The sequence below is a fragment of the Rhodococcus sp. WMMA185 genome, assembly GCF_001767395.1.
In the GTDB taxonomy this organism is placed as follows: domain Bacteria; phylum Actinomycetota; class Actinomycetes; order Mycobacteriales; family Mycobacteriaceae; genus Rhodococcus_F.
On record NZ_CP017014.1, the window covers coordinates 3,025,701 to 3,049,745 of the forward strand.

Genomic DNA, 24,045 nt, shown 5'->3' on the forward strand with positions numbered 1-24,045 from the left:
CTGTTTGAGTTCCAAACCATCTGCGTCCTGCGCAGACCGAAAGCCCCGTCGGCGGGCGGGCTTTCGTCGTCTCTTTGGATCAGGAGCCGAAGTTCAGGCCTCCAAAGAAGTTCAGGCCTCCAAAGCTGCCCGACGTGCTGCCATCGGGGTTCCCGTGCCGTCTGCGGGCTCGACCTCAACTGACAGGGTGCCCCCGAAAAGATCAAAGACAAGGTCATTGGTGATTAATACTTGGTACGTGAATCGCATCGAGTGGGAAATCGACAGAACCAATCGTCTCCGGTATCTCGACAACAATCGCCTGCCCTCCAACATCAAGCCTCGTATCGAGAAGCTGCGGGACAGGGGGGTAAGGGTGCTCCCACTTGCGCCTAAACATACATCGGAACCCGATTTCGGTCCCTTTTCATCGGAACCCGATTCCGGTTACCTGCTCCCCGGTGCGATGATTATTGCTGGGATCGCATTCGCTTTCGTGGCACTACGTTTCAACCCCACCGTAGGTAGCGTTGTTGCCGGAATTACTCTGGTCGCTATCCTCGTCCTCGGGTTTCGTCGCAACCGTGAGCTGTCGAGGAAGGAGAGGATGGACCTCTCGAAAGCGACGGTCGTAGTACAGCTTTCCTCGTTCGAGTCTTCGGGCCGTGGCAATGTCATCTCGTCGAGTGAGGTCACCCGAATCGCATCCCAGGCGTTCGGTACAGCTCGAATCGACCGACTGCTCGCCGTGGCAATAGGAATCAGCAATGCTATTCCGGAGACACGCGCATGGGGCACCGAGTACCTCGACACCCATCGGGTGCAGTTGAATCTGGTCGAAGAGCGCGAACAGATTGTCCAGCACTGTTTGGCACTGCGAATTGCAACCGACCGATTGGGAAGCGAACCTGCCGGAAAATCAGCTGCGGCCAGAACTGCTCAGCGTGCGTTTGCTGTCACCCGTAAGCAACTGGATCTCGTTTGGACTCGACTCACCGAGCGTGTCGCCGTCCTCAATGAATACCTCGATAGCTTGATCGCGCTGGATTCGGAACTGGAACATTATGAGGCCGCACGGCGTGCGTTGAGTGTCGATGACGAGATCGGCGCATTACTGGCAAACGCCGTTGGAGACGAGGTCTCGGCTGAGCATATGCGGGATCTCAGAGACCAGACGCGCGCGGTCACAGCTGCCATCAATGAGCTGGTCGAGTCGTTGGATGGAAATCTGCAGACTCTCCTCGCTTTTTCGGGGACTGAAGGCGATCACGAGTAGTCCACCTGGTACAGCAACGGTTTACCGACCCTACCTCGACCCTTCGGAGATAGCTTCAGTCCGGCTATCGCCCTGGCTCCGGTGACCTGAGTCCAATGGTTTTCCCCTAGAACACGTCTACGACGATCCGATTAGTCTCGGATGGAAACCGCTGCCGATCGTCTCCACCGTCCAGCGCACAGTTCCGGCTGACTCCGAGCACATAGACGGAACGGGTCCGTGATCGTCGCACTGATTGACGAGTCATCACTGGTCAGCGCCACCACCGGCGGGAGTGTCGAAAAGGGAGTCGGTGCGCTCGTCGCAACCGATATCCGAACCGAACACAATCCCTCGAGATCGGCACGGTCGCCGCAACCTGCTGGATTCAGAGTGTTGCGACGACCGTGTCAACCCGCACAGCGGCGGGTGGGGCATTGTTGTGCTGCAGAACAGGACTCATAGCCGCGCACCGCAGCATTTTGGCACCTGGCCTTGGACTCAGCCCCCATCGTGAACGGGATTTCGTCAGCTGCCGGTGAAGCTTCCCCACGGGACGGAGGGCTTGTCTTTGATCTCGACGGAAACCTCGAGGACCGCGGGGTCTCCGGAGCCGTCGAATTGGAATGCGGTCAGAGTGAAGTTGTAGGTCGCGGGAATCGGTGGCGTGCCTGACAAGACACCCTGCTCACTCAACGTGACGCCGTAGGGCAGGACACCATCGGTCACATGCACAATCGGTGCCGGGTTTCCAGTCACCGTGAACGCGTAATGGTAAGGCTCGTTAGCGAAGCCGACGGGCGGTGTACCCGTCAGGGCGGGTGGTGTCTCCACCTCGGCTTCGATTGCGACGACCGACACCGGTCCTCTGCTGCTCTGGTTGGTGATGTAGGCGTGGGTGCCATCCGGGGTGATCGCCGCATGACCAGGGGAGTTCTCGAGAGGGATGGAGCCGGCGACCGTGTTGGTGCGGGTATCGATCACCCGCACTCGGTGTTGATCGGTGGTGATGTAGGCGCGAGCACCGTCCGGAGTGAACGTCACCTCGCGCGAATAGCGCACGTCGCCGATGGTGGCGGTGACCTCATTGGTGGCGGTGTCGATCACCGACACTTGCCCCGTATTAGTGACGTAGGCGTAGTCCCCGTTCGGGGTGACTGCCACCCCGAGCGGCTCGTCGCCAACCGGGACATTGGTGGTGACTTCATTGGTGGCGGTGTCGATCACCGACACTTGCCCCCCCATGTTGGCGACGTAGGCCGAATCCCCGTTCGGGTTCACCGCCACCACTCTCGGACGGTCGCCGACATCGACAGTTTCGACCACGGTGTTGGTGTCTGTGTCGATCACCGACACCGTGTCGTCATTGAAATTGGTCACATAGGCGAAGTCTCCGCTCGGGGTGAGCGCCACCCCGAGCGGCCAGTCGCCGACTGCGATGGTTTCGATGACCGTGTTGGTGCCGGTATCGATCACTCGCACGTGGTCCTCATCGGTGGCGATGTAGGCGCGGCCACCGTCCGGAGTGATCGCTATGCCTTCCGGACTTTCGCCGTCCAGGAAGGTTTCGGTTACCACGTTGGTAGCGGTGTCGATCACCTGTACCGAGTTGCGGCTCGAGACGTAGGCGCGGGCTCCGTCTGGGGTGATCACCACCTGGTACGGCCAATTGTGAACCGGGATGTTGGCGGTGACGACGTCAGCGTCCACCGGGCCGACAGCAGTAGTAAGCAGTGTGGCTACGGTGAGAAGGGTGCCTCTGAGTGCCGTTGACGCCCGTGGCAATCCGATGTGTGAACGCTGTCGATCAATGGTAGTCATAGTGTTGTGCCCCTTCGGAAAAATCCGCACCCCCCGGGCACGGAGTGGCCACGGGAGGTAGCCACACCCAATGAACATACATACCGGGCGTTCGCCCAAGATCGCCCGGCGGCATTGGCCATCGTTCTCGCGACGTCGGCACTGCGAATCTTGCAACGAATCTCGAGCCCCTCCCCCAGGGAGACAAGACTATTGCGGACGTGTCAGCCGGTGCGGGCGGCTAGGCAGTCCCTCGGCGAGCCTTCACCTTCGCCAGCTCTTCTGCCTAGTAAGGGCTGTCCTTCAGGAGCCGATTCTGTCGGGCCAGCTCGAGTGCACAATCAACCTCTTCATCCGTGAGGTCGTCCCGCTTCAAGCCGGTACCGATGAAAGCGGTCAGCTGGACGACAGCATCCTGCTCAATGTGATACTCCAGCCGCCGACGAGCATCCTCATCCAAATGGGTTGTGTACCTGTCGACCAACCGATCCAGCAGCTCACTCCCGGTCATCACCGCGTGAGGCTAGCACCCCGTTCAACCCTCTAGCGGCCGATCCGAGACCGTGGGTTTCAGTTCGGACGCTATTCGGAAAGAACGGCATTGGAAGCTCGAGACTTTTAGCGAACGCCCCAAAAGGCCTACAAGCAACTCAGTTCGGCTGGACGATGACCGGGCTGCCCGCGGGGATCGGGAGGACACCGTTGAGCTTGCCCGCCTTGATAGCGAGGTAGGCAACCAATGCGTTCTGGTCATTGTTGAACAACGCCTTGAGCGGTTCGAGACCCTGTGCCTCGCTGAGGACCTGTGTATTACGTTCCTGTTGGCTGCGGTTGTCCTGGATCGCCTGGGCGACGCCCTCGATCGACTTCTGCATCTCCGGGGAGACCGCGGGCTTTTGGAGCGTGATGCCGATCTTGTCAGCAGGGAAGTAGGCAGCGTTCCCGGTGGCCTGCTCGATGTACGTGGGGAGCAGCTCCTTCAGTTTGGACTCCCATTTGCCCTGTGCCCCATCGATGTTGCTGTACAGGTCTGCCCATCCGAATTGCTGGGTGGCGTCGGTGATCGCGCGATTGAGCGGCTGGGAAAGGTAGACGCTCAGGAGAGTGCTCCAGTCTTCACCGTTGTCGTACTTGCGACCGATCTTCTCGTGGAACTCCTGGAAGACGCTGCAGTCTTCGGTGTTGAGTTGGAACCGCATCTGCCCGGAGACAGTGAGCTGGATCTGATCCTTGGACGGCGCGGTGTATGCGAGGTTGTCCCCGATGGGATTCCCGTCTCCGTTGGTGGCATTGTCGAAGACGAAGGTTCGCTGACCTGCCGGGTACTGATAGTAGTTGTCCGTGATCGCCTTGAAAGCGCGTTCGGAGGGCTGGACGCAGGAGTCGAACTGGATGGCCTGGAACGGTCCGCCGTTGTAGTCCACCGCAGCCTGGTCGGGCTCGTTGCTGACGACTGTGCAGCCGGACAACGCCAGGGCGCCGACGGCGAGAGCTACAGCGGTCAGAGGGATACGACGACGGATCATGAAGAGTTCCAATCCATTTGAGGGCCATTGTTAGTGGCTAATCAAGGTATCACAGCCCACCGCAAGCGATTACACGGCAGTAGCTCCACCGACCATCGCCATCAATCACGATCGGACCTCGGGCTTGCCGGGCCGTCCTGTCGGCGCCCCGAGGTCGTCGGGCTACCGTGTACGTACGCTCGTTAGGTCGGCCGAATCGAGGAGGAACCGGACGATGAGTGGACGTACCCCCGGTGAGCGCGTCTTCAGCCAGTGGGAGGAGATCACTGCCGCCAACCCAGCCCATTCCACGTGGTACGTGGAACGGTTCCGCGCCATGGCGGCCGAAGGCAAGGACATCGTCGGCGAAGCGCGTCTCATCGACGCGATGCTCGGCCGCGGCGGACGGGTTCTCGACGCAGGGTGCGGGCCGGGACGCCTGGGAGGTTACCTGCACAAAGCCGGTCATGTCGTGGTCGGCGTCGATCTCGATCCGGTGCTGATCGCGGCAGCGGAGGAAGATTATCCCGGCCCGACATGGCTCGTGGGCGATCTGGCCGAGTTGGACCTGCCTGCCCGTGGGGTAGCAGCCGACTTCGACGTCATCGTGTGTGCAGGCAACGTTATGACCTTCCTCGCCCCGTCCACCCGCGAAGCGGTGCTGTCCGGGTTCGCCCGCCATCTCGCCCCCACCGGCCGCGTGGTCGTGGGATTCGGCGCCGGCAGGGAATACGAGTTCCCGCAGTTTCTCGACGACGCCACTGCCGGCGGCCTCGCTGTGGATGTGCTGCTCTCGACGTGGGATCTGCGCCCGTTCACCGACGATTCCGAGTTCCTGGTGGCCGTGCTCTCACTCGAAGACCGACGCTAACAGTACAACTAGCCCGGTCAGACTCGATCCACCTCTACCTTCACGTCCTCGGGCGCCTTGTCGTCCCTGAGGCCGCGCCAACTCGGGTGTCGTAGCCGCCCGGATTCGGTCCATTCCATGAACCGCACCTCCCCTACCAGTGTGGGCGTCACCCACACCGCATCCCTGCGGTCGGCGGTGGGCAGGGTGTCGATGAACGGACTGGTCGCAGTTTCGAGCGGGTGCAGCATCGACGCGAGTTCCCGTAGGTCGCGCTGGGTGAATCCGGTTCCCACCCGACCGACGTAGCGAAGTCCACCGCTGTCGGGGATGCCGAGCAACAACGACCCGATCCCCTCCGACCGCGCGCCCCGACCCCGGCGCCACCCTCCGATCACGACTTCCTGTGTGCGCCAGTTCTTCACCTTGATCCAACTCGACCCGCGCTTGCCCGGCAGATACACCGAGTCGCGGCGCTTGGCGACGACGCCTTCCCACCCCTTGCCTCGACTGAAATCCAGCGCCTCCTGCGCAGGACCGTGCAGTTGCGGGGGAACCACCAGGTCATCCACCTTGGCCGCCAACGCTTCGAGGACCCGGCGCCGGTCGGTGTACTTCTTACGCAGCAACGACACCCCGTCGAGGTACAGCACGTCGAATGCCAGAAAGTGCGGCTCGCCTCCCTGCTGCAACAGACCGAAGTCGGATACCCCTCGATCGTCGAACGCGACCACCTCGCCATCGAGGACCACCTCGTGATCACCGAGAGCCTCTGCCAGCCAACCCAATCGCGGGTAGTCACCGGTTTTGTCGTTGCCCGTCCGGCTCATCAACCGCAGACGACCACCACTGACCTCGGCGATCACTCTGACCCCATCCCATTTTCCTTCGAACGCCCACGCGTCGGATTCCAGTCCGTCGAGGGTCCCGGGAGTGGCGAGCATGGGTGAGAGCCCACGCGGCAGGTCCGACGATCCGGGTCCGGAGGCTTCCTGGTTCTTCATCAAGTGCATCAGCCACTGGTCACCCTTGGTGTGGATCAGCGCGAAACGGCCCCTTGCCTTTTCACCGCGCAACCGGACGATCACCTCGTCGTCCCGCCATTTCTCTGCGTCGTACGTCCCCGAGTCCCAGATGGTCATCACGCCGCCGCCGTACTCACCCTTCGGGATGGTTCCCGCGAACGTGAGGTACTCGAGCGGATGGTCTTCGGTGCGCACGGCCAGTCGGTTCTCCGACGGCGTAGTCGGCACGTTCTTGGGCACCGCCCAGGACACGAGGACACCGTCGCGTTCGAGGCGGAGATCGTAATGAAGACGCCGAGCGTGGTGTTCCTGGATGACGAATCTGCTGTTATCTCCGGGCCTCACCACGGACGGCATCGGCTCGGGTGTGCGCCCAGGGTCGCGCTTGCGTCGATACTCGGCGAGGGTGGCCGCACCCTCCCACGGCGGGTCGAGACCGGCAAGCAGGTCGCCGTCCGACTCCCATCGTTCGAGGACCTCCTCGAACCGCAACTGCCGTAGATCGGGGTCGTCGAGTTCATCCCAGGTCCTCGGCGCCGCGACCCACGGCTGGGAGCGGCCCCGCAGTGAATAGGGCGCGATCGTGGTCTTCGACGGGTTGTTCTGGCTCCAGTCGACGAATACCTTGCCGGCGCGCACCGCCTTCGCCATGCTTGCGGTGACGAGTTCGGGACGCAGTGCCTCGAGGCCCGTCGCCACCTGCTTCGCTACAGTCGACGGACCCGCACCTTCGAGCTTGCGGTCGAGCGGTACGTATAGATGAATACCCTTGCTACCGCTGGTAACTGGAAATGTGGTCCAGCCAAGGTTCGCGACGAGATCCCGCACCGCCCGAGCCACCTCCGCGCACTCGGGCAGCCCCGCTCCCGGACCGGGATCCAGGTCGAACACGATACGGGTGGCCGACCCACGTCGCTGCCCCTCGAAGCGCCATTGCGGCACGTGCAGTTCGAGGGCGGCCTGCTGCCCTGCCCAGGCAAGGGCAGCGACCGAATTCAGCAGGGGGTACTGCACAGTGCGATCGGAGTGCTCGAGGGACCGCCGCTCGAGCCACGCGGGCACCGAGGACGCCAGGTTCTTCTCGAAGAACGACTCGCTGTCCACCCCGTTGGGCCACCGCTTGCGCGTGGCGGCACGGTCGGCGATATGGGGGAGCATGGCGGGTGCGATCCGGGTGTAATAGTCGACCACCTCACCCTTCGTCGTTCCCGAGTCCGGGTAGAGAACCTTGCCGAGGTTGGTCAGCGACAGTCGATGTCCGCCGATCGTGATCTGTCGGGTCCCCGCCGTCATGCACACCTCCCGCCGCCAATACATACATATTGTGCGACATATTGTGCGCCGCGACGTGCTCGTTTTGGTGGATCGCCACCTGCCGAGTCGATCGCTTACTCGTACAGTTCGGCGAACGTCCGAAGCGACTTCTCGATATCGCCTTTCAATGCCCTCGCGACACTCGAGCCGATGGGCCCGAACAGGGGTGCGCCGCCCAACTCGATCGTGAACGCCATCTCGGACAGGCTGTTCTTCGCCTTGACCTCAACGGCGAGTCCGAGCTTCACGCCTCCCTTGCCATCGCCCTTCAGGACGATGCGGCTGGGAGCGTCGTACTCCTTGATCGTCCACTTCACCCGGTTGCGCAGGCCCTTGACGGTCACGACCGAACTGACGACGGTGCCCACCGTCAGGGTATCGGGGAGTTCGCCGCGCCAGGCTTCGTGAACCATCAACCACCTGTCGAATTGCTGCAGACTGGACGCTCGGTCCCAGGTGTCTTGCGGGCTGAGGGGGACGTCGGTCTTGACCGTGAGTTTCGCCATTCGGGCAGCCTAGAGCAGTGGAAAAGCAGGTCCCCCCCGAACCTGCTTTACCACGCCCTTCGGGTGTCAGTGCGAAACAGCTTTCTCCACACCGACGCCGGTCAGCGAGCGAACCTCCATCTCGGCCTGCTTGGCAGGATCTTCCGTCTTGCGCCGGCCGATGTACGTGCCCACGATGCCGAGGACGAATGCCAGAGGTATCGAAACGATTCCGGGGTTCGCGAGCGGGAAGAAATCGAAGTCCGCATTCGGGAACATCGACGACGCCTTGCCGGATACCGCTGGGGAGAACACGATCAGCACGAGGCAGGTGATCAGACCGCCATAAATGCTGAAGAGCGCACCGGTGGTGTTGAACCTCTTCCAGAACAGCGAGTAGAGCAGTGTCGGCAGGTTCGCCGACGCCGCAACGGCGAAGGCGAGCGCGACAAGGAAGGCGACGTTCTGCCCCATCGCAAGGATGCCGAGGACGATCGACGCAAGCCCGATCACCACCACGGTGATCCGGGAAACTCTCACTTGTGCTTCTTCCGAAGCTTTTCCGTGCTTGATCACGCTCGCGTAGATGTCGTGGGCGAACGACGCAGATGCGGTGATCGCCAGACCCGCGACCACCGCAAGGATGGTGGCGAACGCGACCGCGGAGATGATCGCGAGGAAGAGTGTGCCGCCGAGCTCGAACGCAAGCAGAGGCGCGGCCGAATTTTCGCCGCCCGGTGCGCCGAGAATCGCGTCGGGGCCGACCATCTTGGCAGCGCCGAACCCGAGGACGAGGGTGAACAGATAGAACGCGCCGATCAGTCCGATCGCCCAGGTGACCGAGCGCCGGGCTTCCTTGGCGGTGGGAACGGTGTAGAAGCGCATCAGCACGTGTGGAAGGCCTGCGGTACCGAGAACGAGCGCGATGCCGAGCGAGATGAAGTCGAGCTTGCTCATCGCACTGATGCCGTACTTGGCGCCGGGAGCGAGCACGTCGCGGCCTGCGATGGCCTCGTTCGCGCTGCCGGAAACGGTCGCCTGAGCGTCGGCCAGCAACTGGGAGAAGTTGCCGCGCACCGCGAGCAGGACGAGGAAGAACATGATGCCGGCGCCTGCCACCAGCAGGACCGCTTTGACCATCTGGACGTAGGTCGTGCCCTTCATGCCGCCGACGAGCACATAGACGATCATCAGCACGCCGACGACGGCGACGACGACGGACTGGCCGACCTTGCTGTCGACGTCCAGCAGCAGGGCGACGAGCCCGCCGGCGCCCGCCATCTGAGCCAGGAGGTAGAACAGCGACACGACCAGTGTGGACAGCGCGGCCGCCATTCGCACGGGCCGCTGCTTCAGGCGGAAGCTGAGCACGTCCGCCATAGTGAACCGGCCTGTGTTGCGCAACAGTTCCGCAACCAGCATCAGGGCCACCAGCCAGGCGACGAGGAAGCCGATGGAGTAAAGGAAGCCGTCGTAGCCGTACACCGCGATCGCACCCGCGATACCGAGGAACGACGCCGCCGACAGGTAGTCGCCGGCGATGGCGAAACCGTTTTGCGGACCGGAGAATTGGCCGCCGCCGGTGTAGAAGTCGGACGCCTTCTTGGTAGTCCGACTCGCACGGATCACGATAGCCATCGTGACCACCACGAACGCGGCAAAAATAGCAATATTGAGAAGCGGGTTTCCGACGTCGGTACCGGCCGCGAGTGTGGTCGTCACTTGACGGGTCCTTCCAGTTCTTCACGAATCGCACGCGCGCGAGGGTCGAGTTCACGGTTGGCGAACTTGACGTATAAGGCGGTGATCGCGAACGTGGTCACGAACTGGCCCAAGCCCAGGACGATCCCGATGTTGACGTTACCGATTACCTTGATGGCCATGAAGTCATGCGCGTACGTCGCCAGCAGGACGTAGCACGCGTACCACGCGAGGAAGAACGCCGTCATGGGAAAGACAAAGCTGCGCAGACGGTGTCGCAACTGCTGGAACTCCGGACTCGACTGCATGTCTACGAACGCTTGCGCATCAGGGGCGATCCGCTGCTGCGTCAGGCCCTCCCTGAGGTCGGCTGTAGTCACTACTGGCTCCTTGATCGCATGTGAGGTGAACTTCGCGCTGACCCTAATGAGGGGTGCATCACACAGGTGCCACGATTGCGCCCGTCGCACGGTGAGCTGACGGACTGTGCGCCGAGCGGTCGCCCCACAGCGACGAACGGCGCTCGTTCCGGTGCCCGGTTCGTGCGTGCCGAGACCCGCCCCCGACCTACGAGGCGCCGAGCCGACGCTCCCTGTCGGCACCCACACCGAGTCGCTCGGGAGCGTGCATCCGGGTGAAGATGCGACCGAGATCGGCGGGGACCTGATTCTTCGTCACTTTGCTGACCAGCACCATGACGAGGAAGGCCAGGGGAACGCTGACCGCTGCTGGGTAAGCGACGATCGCCGCGAGCCAGCCGTTCCACAAGTCATCGGTGAAGCCGACGAGTACCGAGACGGCAGCCGCGGACCCGGCAACGAGGCCACCCGCGACCATGCCTGTCGCCGCACCGACCGCGGTCAGCCCGCGCCACCAGATACCGAGCACCAGCAGCGGGCAGAGGGTCGATGCTGCGATGGCGAACACCAGGCCGACCGTCCGCGACAGGTCCAGCGACGTCACCGCCATCGACAGCCCTAGCGGCACCAACCCAGCCAGGGCGGCGGCGATCCGGAAGTCCCGAATCCGCCCGGGCAGAATGTCCGTGCTGAGAACTCCGGCGATGCTCACGAGCAGACCAGAGGACGTTGACAGGAACGCCGCGATGGCCCCGGACGCGACGAGCGCTGCGAGAAGTTGTCCACCCCAGCCGGAGAAAACGGAACCGGGCAGCAGCAGAACAGCCGCGTCGGACGTTCCGGTGATGAGCAGCTGCGGAACATACAACCGCGCCAGCGCCCCGAGGAGCGTCGGAAAAAGATAGAACACTCCGAGTAGGCCGATGACGACCAGCGACGTCAGTCGCGCGGCCCGCCCATCGGGGTTCGTATAGAACCGGACGAGCACGTGCGGTAAACCGAGCGTGCCGAAGAAGGTGGCCAGAATCAGCGAGTACACCTGATACATGGGGTGGTGCCCCCCGAATCCCCACCCTGGAGCAATCCAGTCCGAGTTGTCGGCTGGAGCACCCGCAACCACGGGAACCGGTGCACCCTGTTCCAGGATCATCGATGTGCCCTTGCCGAGATGATGCTCACCCGGTTCTAGCCGGATCTCACCGGCGACCTCGGCTCCGTCGATCGTCCCCGACCCACCGACGGTCACGGGCTCAGTTACCTGAACCACGACGTCGGTGGTGATATCGACGGTCGTCTTCTCGCTCACGATGGGTGGTGCAGCGGAGGTCATGTCGGGGCGATCGGCGAAGAAGTACACCGACAGCGTCAGGGCGGGGATCGCGATTGCGGTGAGCTTGAGCCAGTACTGGAACGCCTGAACAAACGTGATGGACCGCATCCCTCCGCCCACGACGTTCGCGATCACGATGAGTCCGACGAGTGCCGCCCCGACCCAGCTCGGGACACCCAGGAGGATATTCAGTGTCAATCCCGCTCCCTGCAGTTGCGGGACGAGGTACAGCACACACACCGTCGCGACGACGAGCATCGAGAGAGTGCGTAATCGGGTGGATTCGAGTCTGAATTCGGCGAAATCGGGGACCGTGTACGCGCCGGACCGCCTCAGCGGTGCCGCGACGAACAACAGCAGCCCGAGGTAACCGGCGGTGAATCCGATCGGATACCAGAGGGCGTCGGCGCCGTACTTGGCGATCAGGCCGGCCACACCGAGGAAAGACGCAGCCGAGAGATATTCACCGGAGATCGCGGCGGCGTTCCACCGAGGACCGACGCTGCGTGAGGCGACAAGAAAATCCGACGTTGTACGCGCCAACCGCACTCCGTAGATGCCGATGGCAACAGTCGCCACGGCAGCTGCGCCCACAGCAGCCAGGGTCAGCGACGGCACGGATTGATGCGCACTCACGGGACTATCAGTCGTCCACCAGATCGGCGAACTGATGCTCGTTGCGCTCGGCCTGCCTTACATAGATCCATCCGGTTGTCAGCAGCACCGGATACACGAGCACCCCGAGCACCACCCACGGCAGCCGGACCCCCAAGACCGACACGTCCGACAACGCCGGAAAGAGGAAAACCACCAGCGGCACGGAACACAACAGGCAAACCGTAAGCAACGCAAGCCGAATCGCCAACCCCAGTTGGGTGCGCACGAGGCCGCGGATCATCGCGTCCCCGACCTCGGTCTGCTCCTCCACCTCGACCCTGGTTCGGAGGATCCGGGCACCGCGGCGCTGCGCCAGCACGACCCGTTCCCGCCTCGGTGTGCGCGCGGGCGCACTCATCGCGCCGTCCACGACCGCTTGGAGGCTCGGACCAGTGTGTCTTTGAGCATCCGGGTGTGTCGACGACTGACGGGGAGTTCCACTGGCGGGCGGTCACCTCGCGCACGCAGGCACACGACGAGCCCATTGCCGACCGTCCGGGTGCCGGTGACCAGTGGCATCGACACCAGGTGGGAACGATGGACACGGAGGAATCCGGCTTCCGCCCAACGCTTTTCCAACGCAGAGATCGGGATGCGCACGAGGTGTGAACCGTCTGCGGTGTGTAGTCGTGTGTAATCACCGTCCGCCTCCACCCACTCGACGGACGACCGGTGCACAAGTGTGGTGGAACCACCGAGCTCGACGGGGATGACCTCGTCCGACACCGCACCAACGTCCTGGACGCCACTGCGGCCGCGACCTTCGCGGTTCACACTCTCGACGATGCGACGGACCGACTCGGCGATCCGCTCTTCGCGCAGGGGTTTGAGCACGTAGTCGATTGCACCGAGCTCGAATGCATCAACCGCACGGTCATCATGGGCAGTGACGAACACGACCGGGGGTGGTGACGAATAGTTCGACAGGATCCCGGCCAGTTCGAGACCGTCGAGACCTGGCATGTTGATGTCGAGGAACACCGCGTCGATATCACGGTCCTGCAAAACACGCAGTGCAGCAGTCGCTTCGCTCGCGAGACGGATCTCGCCGACCGCGTCCTGGGCGTTCAACAGGAATGCCAACTCATCGAGAGCGGGTTTCTCATCGTCGACCGCCAGCACGGTGAGCGAGTCATTCGTACCGGTCAGTTTTGCGGGAGGGTTGTCTAGATGGTTCACAGCGGAGCAATGGTCGCACAAACCAGTCCTGTTTACGGAGTAATCCCTCTCTTGAACTTCGGGATCCGCATGCTGACCTTGGTCCCAGCACCCGGCGCAGTCTCCACGACGAGTCCGTAGTCGTTGCCGAACGCGGCACGCAATCGGTCATCGACGTTGGCAAGACCCACATGTGCCACCTCCTTCACACCAGACGGCTCCACGATCGATTCCAGTGAACCCGATCGCAGCAGTTCAGGGTCCATCCCGACGCCGTCATCCTCGACGCTGATGACGCAGTCGGCACCCTCATCGTCTGCGACAATGCTCACCGTTCCCCCGTCCGGCTTGCTGGAGACGCCGTGCCGGACTGCATTCTCTACCAGCGGTTGCAAGGCCAGAAACGGCAGCACCACGTTGAGCACCTCCGGCGCCACCTGCAGTTTCACCCCGAGCGTTTCGCCGAACCTCGCCCGTTCGAGGGTCAGGTACCGGTCGATGTTGCGCAGTTCATCGGCGAGCACGGTGTACTCGCCGGCCGAACGAAACGAATAGCGGGTGAACTCGGCGAACTCGAGGATCAGTTCCCGGGCGCGGGCCGGATCGGTTCGCACGAACGACGCGACCGTGTTCAACGCGTTGTAGATGAAGTGCGGGCTGATCTGCGCCCGTAATGCGCGGACCTCCGCGCGGTCGAGTCGGGCGCGGGAGTCGTCGAGTTCGGCCAGTTCGATCTGGCTGCGCGCATACCCGGCCACTTCGGTAATGGCGCCGAGCATGCCTGGCCCCGGGTCCTCGGTGGTGACCATACCCAGCACGCCGACTACACCGGTGGCCTCGGTCATCAACGGTTGGGCGATCAGTGCCCGCACCGCGTGATCTTCGGCTGCGTGGACGAGGCCACCACGGGCGACGAGCACGCGCCGCTGGCCGTCGACCGCACGGGTGGCCGCATCACGCAGTTGCTCCGTCATCGCCTCGTGTGGGCCGTTCCACGCCAGCAGATTGCCGACGGCATCGAAGACCGCGAGAGCCTGCGCGCCGGTCAATGAGCGCAGGTGCGGCGCCGCCTCCTGTGCAGACGTCTCGTCGAGACCACGCCGCAAAGGTCGGGCCGCCAACGACGCAGTATGCAGTGCCGCATGAACGGCCCGCTCGGTAGGCGTAGTCAACTCACGCCGGGTGCGTAGCCACACCGCCATGAGCAGGGCGACGGGAATCAGGGCGGCCACCACGACGATGGCAACGACGGAACTGGTCATCCGTCGGCGGTCGAATCGTCTTCACTCACGGAGTCGGCCCCTGCCCGCAGTTGTCCGGGGCCGGTACCCCGGCGAATCGGTCGGCGATCCACTGCACTGCTCCGGGCACAGCACGCCTGTCTGCGTGCCCCTCGTCCGGGTTCGATTCGAATTCGATGACATCGCCGAGCGCACACGCCTTGCTCACGGCCTGAGAAGTCCATTGCGGGCGAACGAGATCGTCACGGCCACCGACCACAACGAGCATCGGACCCGCCGCACCCTGCTTCGGGAGCGCAATGTCTTCAAGCCACCCCTTCATCCGCTCCGCGTCAGCCTCCGTCCGCGGACCCGTGTCAGCGGGGGTGAGTTGGGTTGCGATCGACCACTTCTCAGCGAGCTTCGCCGAAAGGCAGGACAGAGTCACGTCAGGGTTGTCTGCCAGCGCGCCGCGCATGTAGTCGTCCGGGTTCAGGTCGGGGTGCAGGACTCCGAGCCCCTCGAGCAGGTAGGGCAGGAACATTTTCTGAGACAGCGAGAGCTGATCGGCGGTGCCGTTCGACACCATCTCCGACAGATCCGCCGCGGGCGAGAGATTTGCCGACCCCACGAATTGGAGGCCGTCTCCGTACTCGTCCGCGTGTTCGGCCGCAGACCAGGAGGCCTGACCACCCTGTGAGATCCCCAGCGCAGCCCATCGCGTCGAGGCCTCCGGAACGACGTTGCGCGCTGCCCGGACCGCGTCGATCAAGTCGTACGCCGCGGTGTTCGGCTCGAGATAGGGATGTGGTCCGCTGGTGCCGAGGCCCTGGTAGTCGCTGACCGTCACCACGTAGCCGCGTTGAAGCAACGGCACCACAACGCTCGTAGTGCCCAGCAGCGTTGGCGACGAGGAGGGTGCGCACTCGTCGGTGACACCGGTTGTGCCGTGCCCAACTGTGACGACCGGCCATCCTCCCTCCGGGGCGGCCCCGGAGGGAGTGAATACGGTGCCGACCACTTCGGACCCGCTTCCGTCGACACCGGAGGTGGAGCGGTAGACGACGCGGGTAGCCGTCGCGCCGAGTGCGGTGATCGCGGCGTCTATATCTTGCACCGGGTGCTCACTGGTGACAGCGCCTCGCTGGTCGCCGGTGGGGGCAGCCGAAATGGTCGAGGTAGCAGCCGGCTGCTCCCCGACCGACGGACTGATGGTTGCCGCATTCGTTCCGCACGCCGCCAAAGCGACGGTCCCCGCGAGGGCAGCCACGGCCGTCCGCACAGAACGCACCCTCATCTCAAACCTCACCCTCGATGTCTCTGCACCCGCTCCTCGGCTGCCGCCTCTTCCAGGTCAAGACCTTCCAACACGGTACGCATCACTTCGTCGTCCAGCCCACCGGCGTCGCGCGCTGCGATCAACGCCTCACGCTGGGCGCGCAAGACGGCGCGGCGGTAGTGGTCGAACATGGCACCCACTCGCCGACGCTCGGCAGCGTCCCCGGCCTTCTCTGCCTGAAGTCGCGCAGACATCGACCTGCGCACCCGGCCCAGGATGTAGACAGCATCATCGCGTTCGATTCCCTCCGGCGGGTGCTCCTCGAGTTTCGCCAGCGCCCTTTCTCCGGCATCTCGCGTGATCCGTCGCGCCAGCCTCACCTGATTCGCTTCGCGTTGTCGTTCGAGAGGATCCGCCAGGTCGAGGGCCCGAATGAGGAAAGGCATCGTGGCGCCCTGGATCAGCAACGTACCCACCGCCACCACAAACGCGACAGCCTGGATCACCTCCCGGCCGGGAAATGGCTCCCCGCTCGCGATCGCGACGGGAACACCGGATGCGGCGGCCAGCGTGACCACCCCGCGCATCCCAGCCCACGACACGACGAGGCTCTCGCGCCACCCGAGTTCCGGCGACCTGCCCGATCTCCTGATCAACAGACCGTGTCGACCTCGGACCCAATGCAGCAGGACCCACACCGGCCGAACCCCCATTACGACCCCGAGCACGGCGAACCCATAGAGAAAGATGTGGGTAACCGGCAATCCCACGTCACGAACGTCCTCGATCACGAACCTCAGTTGCAGCCCCATGTATGCGAACACGAACATCTCGAGTAACAGGTCGACGCTCTCCCACAGGGACCTCTCCTGGATCCTGGTGGCCACGGACGCGTCGGTAGCCTTGTGTCCCATCAAGAACCCGGCAGTCACCACGGCCAGCACACCGGACGCGTGCACTTCCTCCGCCGCAAGATAGGCCGCGAAGGGAAGCATCAGCCCCATCACCGTTTCCAGCGGGGAGTCGTACATGCGACGCCGCACCCATCTGACGATCGTTGCAAGCACCAGACCGATCAAGACTCCGCCGACAACCTCGTAAAAGAAGAAGGCCACGGATCCAACCGGGATCGTCGTGCCGACGACGGCGGACACGGCCACGGCGAACAAGGTCAGCGCGGTGGCGTCGTTGACCAGACCCTCGCCCGTGAGAATCGCGAGAACACGGTTGGGTAGTCCGAGCCTTCGTCCCACGGCGACGGCACTGACTGCATCTGTCGGAGCGACGACGGCACCGAGAACGAGCGCCGCCCCGAGCGTGAACTCCGGTACCAGCCAGTTCGAGAAGAAGGCCACCGACACGGCGGTCACCAGGACGGTGAGTACACCCAGGCGAAGGATGGGGGCGAGGTGGCGCCGAAACGTCGGGACCGAGAATTTCAGTGCTGCGGAATACAGCAGGGGCGGTAAGACCACGCCCAGGATGACGTCGGGATTCAATTCGAGCCGCGGCAGCGCCGGAATGAACGATGCGGCCGACCCGATCGTCACGAGCACGAGTGGTGCCTGCAGATCGCGACGCTTGGCGAGACTGGTCACCGCGATGGCCGCGATGATCACCAGAAGCAACAGAACGCCGTTCACCGTTCCGATTGTGCCGCGCCGCCTGCATCAGGTCACCCGAGCAAGATCCGCCTCGACTAGCGCGTCATCCCGGCGAGGTGTTCGCTTCCCTCTTCATGAACCGAAGTCGAAGCACAGTGATCCGGAGCATCTGTCGATGGCGATCACGGACACCGAATCCGAATTGATGTCCGTAACATCGGCCCGAGACCCGTCCGGAGCGATCGCCACGCCGATTGGGAAACCCCCGACTGTGACGGTATCGACCACGGTGTCGCTGGCGGTCTCGATCACAGACAGCGAACCGTCGCTGAAGTTGGTGACGTAGACATGGGCCCCGTCCGGGGTCACCGCCACCCCCTCCGGACCGACACCCACGGTCACGGTACCGACCACAGTGTTGGTCGCTGTGTCGATCACCGACACCGAATCGTCACTAGCGTTGGCGACGTAGGCACGGGATCCGTCCGGGGTCACCGCCACCCCGTTCGGGCCGTCCCCGACCGTGAGGGTGGCGGACACACTGTTGGAGGCTGTTTCGATCACCGACACCGAATCACCGGCCCGGTTGGCGACGTAGACACGGCTCCCGTCCGCGGTGGCCGCAACCCCGAACGGCAGACTCCCGACCGGGACGGTAGCGGCCACCGTGTTGCCGGCGGTCTCGATCACAGACACCGACCCGTCCATAGCATTGGTGACGTAGACATGAGACCCGTCCGGGGTGACCGCCACCCCGAACGGCATGCTCCCGACCGGGACGGTAGCGGCCACCGTGTTGCCGGCAGTCTCGATCACAGCCACCGAATTATCGGCGCTGTTGGCGACGTAGGCATGGGATCCGTCTGGAGTGACCGCCACCTTCTCCGGACTGCTCCCCACCCTGACGGTGGCGGACACACTGTTGGACGCTGTTTCGATCACCGACACCGAGTCGCCATGAAGATTGGTGACGTAGATTCGGGCCCCGTCCGGCGTGACGGCCACCCCGTTCGGGCCGAATCCGACGCGCATGCTATCGACAACCGTGTCCGCTTCCGCAGTCGCCGCACCCATCTCGGTCATACCAATCACCACCGCGACGGTGGACGCCAACCCGAAGAACAGACGCACAACGCGCCGCCTTCTCGTCGAGCACTCGCGAAAACTACTGTGCCGATTCATATTCGCCTCCTGCTTTGGTGAAAGCACCGGATCGAACCAACTGTGGGAGGAACTGGCGGCCGCAGTCGAACTCAGCTCATCGGAGGCTAGCAGCCGAATTTCGATCTCGACTCGAGACTCACCGACACTCCCGCATTTCGCGAATCGATTCGAAATCAACGACGCCGCCACCCGATCCATCGGGTAACGGCGTCACGTAATCAGTGGCCGCGCGGGTGCGCAGAACCGCTTTCAGTTGTGTGCGCTTCCGATGCTCCTAGCTGCTCAAGAGCCGAAGCACAGCGATCCGGTGCACTTGCCGTGGTCGATGTCGATCACCGACACGGTAGCGTCATTGTTGTTGGCGACGTAGGCCCGAGATCCGTCCGGGTCTATCGCCACCCCCTCCGGACCGTCCCCGACTTCCTCGAGGAATTCGGCGACGGTATTGGTGACTGTGTCGATCACCGACACCGCATCGTCGTTGAAGGCGGTGACATAGACCCGGGTTCCGTCCGGGGTAATCGCCACCTCGAGCGGGCCGTCTCCGACCTCGCCGATCTCGGTCACAGTGTTGTCGGACGTGTTGATCACCGACACCGTATCGTCGTCAAAGTTGGTGACGTAAGCCCGGGATCCGTCCGGGGTAACCACCACTCCCTTGGGGCTGTCCCCAACCCGCACGGTATGCATGACGGCGTTGGTGGCTGTGTCGATCACCGAGACGGAATCATCATGTTCGTTGACGACGTAGACCCGGGTTCCCTCTGGGTTGACCGCCACATCGATCGGTCCGCCGTCGACAATGTCGATATTGGTGACGGTGTTGTCGGAAGTGCGAATCACCGAAACGGAATCATCGTCGATATTGGCGACGTACACCTGTTCCCCATCAGGGGTGACCGCCACCCCGTACGGCCGGGTACCGACCTCGACGGTATCGGTCACACCGTTCGTGTCCGTATCTATCACCGCCACCGAATCGTTGCGGGTAGTCACATACGCCCGGGTTCCGTCCTCACTCACCGCTACCCCAGCCGCCCCGTCAGCGACCGGAACGGTACCGGAGACTGAGTACGTGGCGGCGTCGATCACAGAAACCGCATTGTCGTCGCTGGTGGTGACGTACACCTCGGATCCGTCCGCGCTCACCGCCACCCTGACTGGGTCAGCGCCGAGAGGAATCGTTTTCGTGACGGTATCCGCGGCCGCTGTCGCCGCCCCCGTTCCGGTCACACCGAGTACCAGCAGGGCAGTGGCTGCAAGTCCGAGGAACAGGCGCTGGGCGCTCCCCTCGGTCTCGATACGGCCACCAAAACTACTGTGTCCATTCACATGCGTCTCCAGTCTTACGAGGAACAACCCGGATCGAGATTCACCTGGGAGAGTTGGCGGTCGGATATGAACACCAATCAACCCACAGGAGGCTAACAGGCCATTCCCAATACCGACGCCGATTCCATCGACCAACCAAGGAACCCATCAGGCCACACGAGACAGACACTGTCGCCGCATCTTTGGCTACCAACGTTACGACATACGGTGAGCTCCAAATATATTCGGTCATGTTCCGCCAACGACCCTAGACGAGCCATCTGGGCGTCGCTGTTGGTGACGTAGACGCGGGACCCAAACGGGTCTTCGAAATCAACGACGCCGCAACCCGATCCATCGGGTGGCGGCGTCATCTGGTTAGGACCAGAGCAAGTGTCGGCTGCCTGCGCTTCCGGCGCTCCTACCCGCTTACGAGCCGAAGCACAGCGATCCGGTGCACTTGCCGCTGTCGATGGCGACCACCGACAACGTAGCGTCGTTGTTGTTGGTGACGTAGGCCCGGGATCCGTCCTCAGAGACCGCCACAGCTTCCGGACCGTCCCCGACCATCAAGGTCTCGATGACGGTGTTAGTGGCTGTATCGATCACCCGGACCGAATCATCATTGAAGGCGGTGACGTAGACCCGGGATCCGTCCGGAGTGACAGCCACCCCGATCAGGTTGTCCCCGACCGCGTCGATAGCGACTGCTTCGTTCGTGGCGGTGTCGATCACCGACACCGAACCGCCACTGCTGTTGGTGACGTAGACGTGGGACCCGTCCGGAGTGACCGCAATCCCCCGCGGTTCGGCGCCGACCGAGACGGTGGTGAGCACGGCGTTCGTGGCGGTGTCGATCACAGACACCGAATCATCGACCGTGTTGGCGACATAGACTTCGGAACCGTCCGGGCTGACCGCCACATCGATCGGCCCGTCACCGACCCCGCCGATATCGACTGCTTCGCGGGTGGCGGTGTCGATCACCGACACCGAGTCTTCGTCGACGTTGGCGACGTACACCTTGGTTCCGTCGGGGGCGACCGCCAATCCGTACGCCCCCACACCGACCGCCACGGGATCGGCCACGGCGTTCGTGGCGGTCTCGATCACCGACATCGAATTGTCGCGCGTGGTGACGTACATCCATTTTCCGTCCGCACTCACGGCCACATCCAGCGGCCCGGCACCGACCGGGATGGTGCCGATGAGATCATTCGTGGCGGTGTCGATCACCGACACCGAATCGTTGTCGACGGTGGCGACGTACGCCCGGGTTCCGTCCGGGCTGACCGCCACCCCAACAGGGTCGGCTCCGAGACGGACGGAGTCCATCACGGAATCCGCATTCGCTGTCGCCGTCCCCACACCCGTCATACCAAGCGCCAGCGCGGCAGTGACTGTCAACCCGGAGAACAAACGCGCCGGGCGCCCACTCACCGTGGGGTACCCACGAAAACTACTGAGTCCATTCACATGCGTCTCCAGTCTTACGAGGAACAACCCGGATCGAGATTCACTCTGGGAGAGTTGACGGTCGGGTATGAACACCAATCAACCCACCGGAGGCTAACAGACCGTTCCCGATCCCGACGCTGATTCCATCGACCACCCAAGGAACCCATCAGGCCACACGAGATAGACACTTTCGCTGCATCTTTGGCTACCAACGTCACGACATCCACTTGTCCCCGGCAGGCGGTTATCAGCTGAAGGTGCTGCCCACCCCCGAACCGCTACCGGTCAACGACCCGAAGTCGATACACAACGACCCGAGACATCTGTCGATCGCGATCACCGACACCGTGTCATCCTCACTGTTGGTGACGTAGAGGCGGGACCCAAACGGCGTGACCGCCAGAAAACTCGGGCCGCTCCCGACCGGAATGGTGTCGACCACGGTGTTCCCGGCGCTCTCGATAGCCTGCACCGTGTCGGCGCCATTGTTGGCAACGTAGACGCGGGACCCGTTCGGGGTGACCACCACCCCGGCCGGGTCGCCCCCAACAGGGACGGTACCGACCAGGTTGTTCCCGACAGTTTCGATCACCGCCACCGTTCCGTCATTGTTGTTGCCGACGTAGACCCGGGATCCGTCCGGGGTGACTGCCACCCCGATTGGGCCGTTCCCTACCCCAACAGTGGTGACCACGGTGTTATCGACGGTCTGGATCACCGACACAGAATCGCCAGTGAGATTGGTGACATAGACGTGGGACCCATCCGGGGCCACCGCCACCCCGATCGGGAAGATCCCGACCCCGACGGTGGTGACCACGGTGTTGTCGACGGTCTGAATCACCGACACAGAATTGTCACCGGTGTTGGCGACGTAGACGTGGGACCCATCCGGGGCCACCGCCACCCCGAAGGGGCCGTTCCCGACATTGATGGTGGAGACGGCGGTGTTGCCAGCGGTATCGATCACAGACACCGTGCCGTCGTCACGGTTGGTGACGTAGGCGAGGGACCCATCCGGGGACACGGCCACCCCGCGGGGGGCGGCCCCCACCGTCACGGTGTCGACCAAAGTGTTCGTGACGGTGGCGATCACCGATACCGTGTCATCGGCACCGTTGGCGACATAGGCACGCAACCCGTTCGGGCTCACCGCCACCCCGTTCGGGAATTCCCCCACCGGAATGGTGTCGATGACGGTATCCGCTGTCGCTGTCACCGGCCCCAATCCGAAAGTACCGAGCACGATTGCGAAAATGGTTGCCGAGCCGAGCGCCAGACGCCGGGCACGCCCACGAATCGTCGAGTAGCCGCCGAAACTCCTCTGGTGATTCACATTTCTCTCCTGCGTCAGAAGAACAAACGGATCAACCTTGCAGTGGCACAACAAACGGCCGGATCCCTGTACCAGCCGGACAAAGCGTAACAATCTAGATCCCGATTTCGTCCCAGGACTCGCCGAAGTACTCACCGCCACAAGATAAGAGGAGGCGCGTGTCAGCTGAACGCGCTGCCTGCACCCGAACCGCTGCCAGTCAACGAACCGAAATCGATGCACAATGACCCGGCGCACTGATCGACGGCGATCACCGACACCGTGTCGTCGAAGGCATTGGCGACGTAAACGCGGAACCCGAGCGGGCTCACTGTCACCCCGGCCGGGAAGTCCCCCACCGCAACGGTCTCGACCACGGAGTTCCCCGTGGTCTCGATCACAGACACCGAGTCACTATCACTGCTGGTGACGTAGACACGGGAACCGTCCGGGGTCACCGTGACGCCGAACGGCCCTTCCCCGGCCGCAATGGTCTCGACCACAGTGTTGCCGACCGTCTCGATCACCGACAGCGAATCACCCTCGATGTTGGCGACGTAGACGCGGGAACCGTCCGGAGTCACCGCCACCCCATCCGGATTTTCGCCAACCGTCACGGTAGCGATGACAGCGTTCGTGGCGGTCTCGACTACCGATACCGTGTCCGCTATAGCGTTCGTAACATACACATGGGATCCGTTGGGCGACAATGCAACCCCGGAAGCACCGTTGCCGACCGAAACGATGTCGATCACGTCGTTCGTGGCGGTATCGATCACAGACATCGTGGCGCTGAAAAGATGCGCGACGTAAACGCGGGATCCGTCGGGCGACACCGCCACCCCGCGAGGTATGTCCCCGACCGCGATAGTGTCGACCACGGTGTTTCCGGCGGTCTCGATCACCGACACCATAGCGCCATCGGTGCTGGTGACGTATAGAAGTAATCCGTTTGGGGCGACCGCCACACCCCATGGTCCATTCCCTACCGTAACGGTATCGACCACGGTGTTTCCGACTGTCTCGATCACCGACACCGAATCCCCGGACCGATCGGCGGTATAAACACGGGACCCGAACGGGGACATCGCCATCCCGAGCGGTGCGTCCCCTACCGGAACGGTAGCGATAACGGTGTCCGCGGCGGCGACATCCGTTCCCACCCCGACCACACCGAGTACCATCACGGCGGTGGCTGCCCATCCGAGCGCCAGGCGCCGGAAGCGCCCCCAGTTCCTGAGGTAACCGTGAGACCTACAATCGTGATTCACATTCT

The 24,045-nt window shown here is 63.2% G+C and carries 20 protein-coding genes; 2 read left to right on the forward strand and 18 right to left on the reverse strand.

Annotation, left to right across the window (positions count from 1 at the left end; all coding sequences use genetic code 11):
- Nucleotides 1-238: 238 nt before the first annotated feature.
- Nucleotides 239-1,255, forward strand: a complete 1,017-nt coding sequence (locus BFN03_RS13590) for a hypothetical protein (RefSeq protein ID WP_070379444.1) — start codon at nucleotides 239-241, stop codon at nucleotides 1,253-1,255.
- 507 nt (nucleotides 1,256-1,762) lie between these two features.
- Here BFN03_RS13590 and BFN03_RS13595 read toward each other — a convergent pair.
- The 3 genes from BFN03_RS13595 to BFN03_RS13605 all read right to left on the reverse strand — a co-directional run bounded on the left by BFN03_RS13595 (nucleotide 1,763) and on the right by BFN03_RS13605 (nucleotide 4,560).
- Nucleotides 1,763-3,055, reverse strand: coding sequence for a YncE family protein (locus BFN03_RS13595; protein ID WP_198163271.1), 1,293 nt, complete (start codon nucleotides 3,053-3,055; stop codon nucleotides 1,763-1,765).
- Between the two features lie 265 nt (nucleotides 3,056-3,320).
- A complete protein-coding gene (locus BFN03_RS13600) occupies nucleotides 3,321-3,548 on the reverse strand; it encodes a hypothetical protein (protein ID WP_070379446.1) in 228 nt (75 codons plus the stop codon).
- 136 nt (nucleotides 3,549-3,684) lie between these two features.
- The gene (locus BFN03_RS13605) at nucleotides 3,685-4,560 is read right to left on the reverse strand and encodes an SPFH domain-containing protein (protein WP_157109612.1); all 876 of its coding nucleotides are present in this window, start codon (nucleotides 4,558-4,560) and stop codon (nucleotides 3,685-3,687) included.
- A gap of 214 nt (nucleotides 4,561-4,774) precedes the next feature.
- On the opposite strand from BFN03_RS13605, the gene BFN03_RS13610 reads away from it, so the two are divergent.
- Entirely contained in the window at nucleotides 4,775-5,410 is a 636-nt protein-coding gene (locus BFN03_RS13610; RefSeq protein WP_070379448.1) for a class I SAM-dependent methyltransferase, read from the forward strand.
- Nucleotides 5,411-5,427: 17 nt separating this feature from the next.
- Here the strand turns inward: BFN03_RS13610 and BFN03_RS13615 are convergent, their stop codons facing one another.
- The 15 genes from BFN03_RS13615 to BFN03_RS13685 all read right to left on the reverse strand — a co-directional run bounded on the left by BFN03_RS13615 (nucleotide 5,428) and on the right by BFN03_RS13685 (nucleotide 24,040).
- Nucleotides 5,428-7,707, reverse strand: a complete 2,280-nt coding sequence (locus BFN03_RS13615) for an ATP-dependent DNA ligase (RefSeq protein WP_442971846.1) — start codon at nucleotides 7,705-7,707, stop codon at nucleotides 5,428-5,430.
- Between the two features lie 95 nt (nucleotides 7,708-7,802).
- On the reverse strand, nucleotides 7,803-8,234 hold the full coding sequence (locus tag BFN03_RS13620) for a type II toxin-antitoxin system Rv0910 family toxin (protein WP_070379450.1): 432 nt from the start codon (nucleotides 8,232-8,234) through the stop codon (nucleotides 7,803-7,805).
- A 66-nt stretch (nucleotides 8,235-8,300) separates the two neighbouring features.
- On the reverse strand, nucleotides 8,301-9,935 hold the full coding sequence (locus BFN03_RS13625) for a solute symporter family protein (protein ID WP_070379451.1): 1,635 nt from the start codon (nucleotides 9,933-9,935) through the stop codon (nucleotides 8,301-8,303).
- Nucleotides 9,932-10,294 carry a DUF485 domain-containing protein gene (locus tag BFN03_RS13630; RefSeq protein ID WP_070380916.1) on the reverse strand — a complete coding sequence of 121 codons (363 nt, stop codon included), beginning with the start codon at nucleotides 10,292-10,294 and terminating at the stop codon, nucleotides 9,932-9,934. The genes BFN03_RS13625 and BFN03_RS13630 overlap by 4 nt, the downstream gene beginning before the upstream one ends.
- Nucleotides 10,295-10,481: 187 nt before the next feature.
- The gene (locus BFN03_RS13635) at nucleotides 10,482-12,239 is read right to left on the reverse strand and encodes a sodium/solute symporter (protein WP_070379452.1); all 1,758 of its coding nucleotides are present in this window, start codon (nucleotides 12,237-12,239) and stop codon (nucleotides 10,482-10,484) included.
- Nucleotides 12,240-12,246: 7 nt separating this feature from the next.
- Complete coding sequence (locus BFN03_RS13640) at nucleotides 12,247-12,618, reverse strand: hypothetical protein (RefSeq protein WP_070380917.1); 372 nt, start codon at nucleotides 12,616-12,618, stop codon at nucleotides 12,247-12,249.
- The gene (locus BFN03_RS13645; RefSeq protein ID WP_442971847.1) at nucleotides 12,615-13,439 is read right to left on the reverse strand and encodes a LytR/AlgR family response regulator transcription factor; all 825 of its coding nucleotides are present in this window, start codon (nucleotides 13,437-13,439) and stop codon (nucleotides 12,615-12,617) included. Before BFN03_RS13645 ends, BFN03_RS13640 begins: the two co-directional genes overlap by 4 nt.
- Before the next feature lie 32 nt (nucleotides 13,440-13,471).
- Complete coding sequence (locus BFN03_RS13650) at nucleotides 13,472-14,680, reverse strand: sensor histidine kinase (RefSeq protein WP_070379453.1); 1,209 nt, start codon at nucleotides 14,678-14,680, stop codon at nucleotides 13,472-13,474.
- Nucleotides 14,681-14,705: 25 nt separating this feature from the next.
- A complete protein-coding gene (locus BFN03_RS13655; protein WP_070379454.1) occupies nucleotides 14,706-15,935 on the reverse strand; it encodes a lipase family protein in 1,230 nt (409 codons plus the stop codon).
- Between the two features lie 8 nt (nucleotides 15,936-15,943).
- Nucleotides 15,944-17,560, reverse strand: a complete 1,617-nt coding sequence (locus BFN03_RS13660) for a Na+/H+ antiporter (RefSeq protein ID WP_070379455.1) — start codon at nucleotides 17,558-17,560, stop codon at nucleotides 15,944-15,946.
- Between the two features lie 93 nt (nucleotides 17,561-17,653).
- Entirely contained in the window at nucleotides 17,654-18,703 is a 1,050-nt protein-coding gene (locus tag BFN03_RS13665) for a beta-propeller fold lactonase family protein (protein ID WP_084385781.1), read from the reverse strand.
- Nucleotides 18,704-18,967: 264 nt separating this feature from the next.
- Complete coding sequence (locus BFN03_RS13670) at nucleotides 18,968-20,017, reverse strand: beta-propeller fold lactonase family protein (RefSeq protein WP_198163272.1); 1,050 nt, start codon at nucleotides 20,015-20,017, stop codon at nucleotides 18,968-18,970.
- Nucleotides 20,018-20,425: 408 nt separating this feature from the next.
- Complete coding sequence (locus BFN03_RS13675) at nucleotides 20,426-21,472, reverse strand: beta-propeller fold lactonase family protein (RefSeq protein ID WP_232320269.1); 1,047 nt, start codon at nucleotides 21,470-21,472, stop codon at nucleotides 20,426-20,428.
- Nucleotides 21,473-21,701: 229 nt separating this feature from the next.
- Complete coding sequence (locus tag BFN03_RS13680; protein WP_070379457.1) at nucleotides 21,702-22,790, reverse strand: beta-propeller fold lactonase family protein; 1,089 nt, start codon at nucleotides 22,788-22,790, stop codon at nucleotides 21,702-21,704.
- A 161-nt stretch (nucleotides 22,791-22,951) separates the two neighbouring features.
- Complete coding sequence (locus tag BFN03_RS13685; protein WP_157109615.1) at nucleotides 22,952-24,040, reverse strand: beta-propeller fold lactonase family protein; 1,089 nt, start codon at nucleotides 24,038-24,040, stop codon at nucleotides 22,952-22,954.
- Nucleotides 24,041-24,045: the final 5 nt, after the last annotated feature.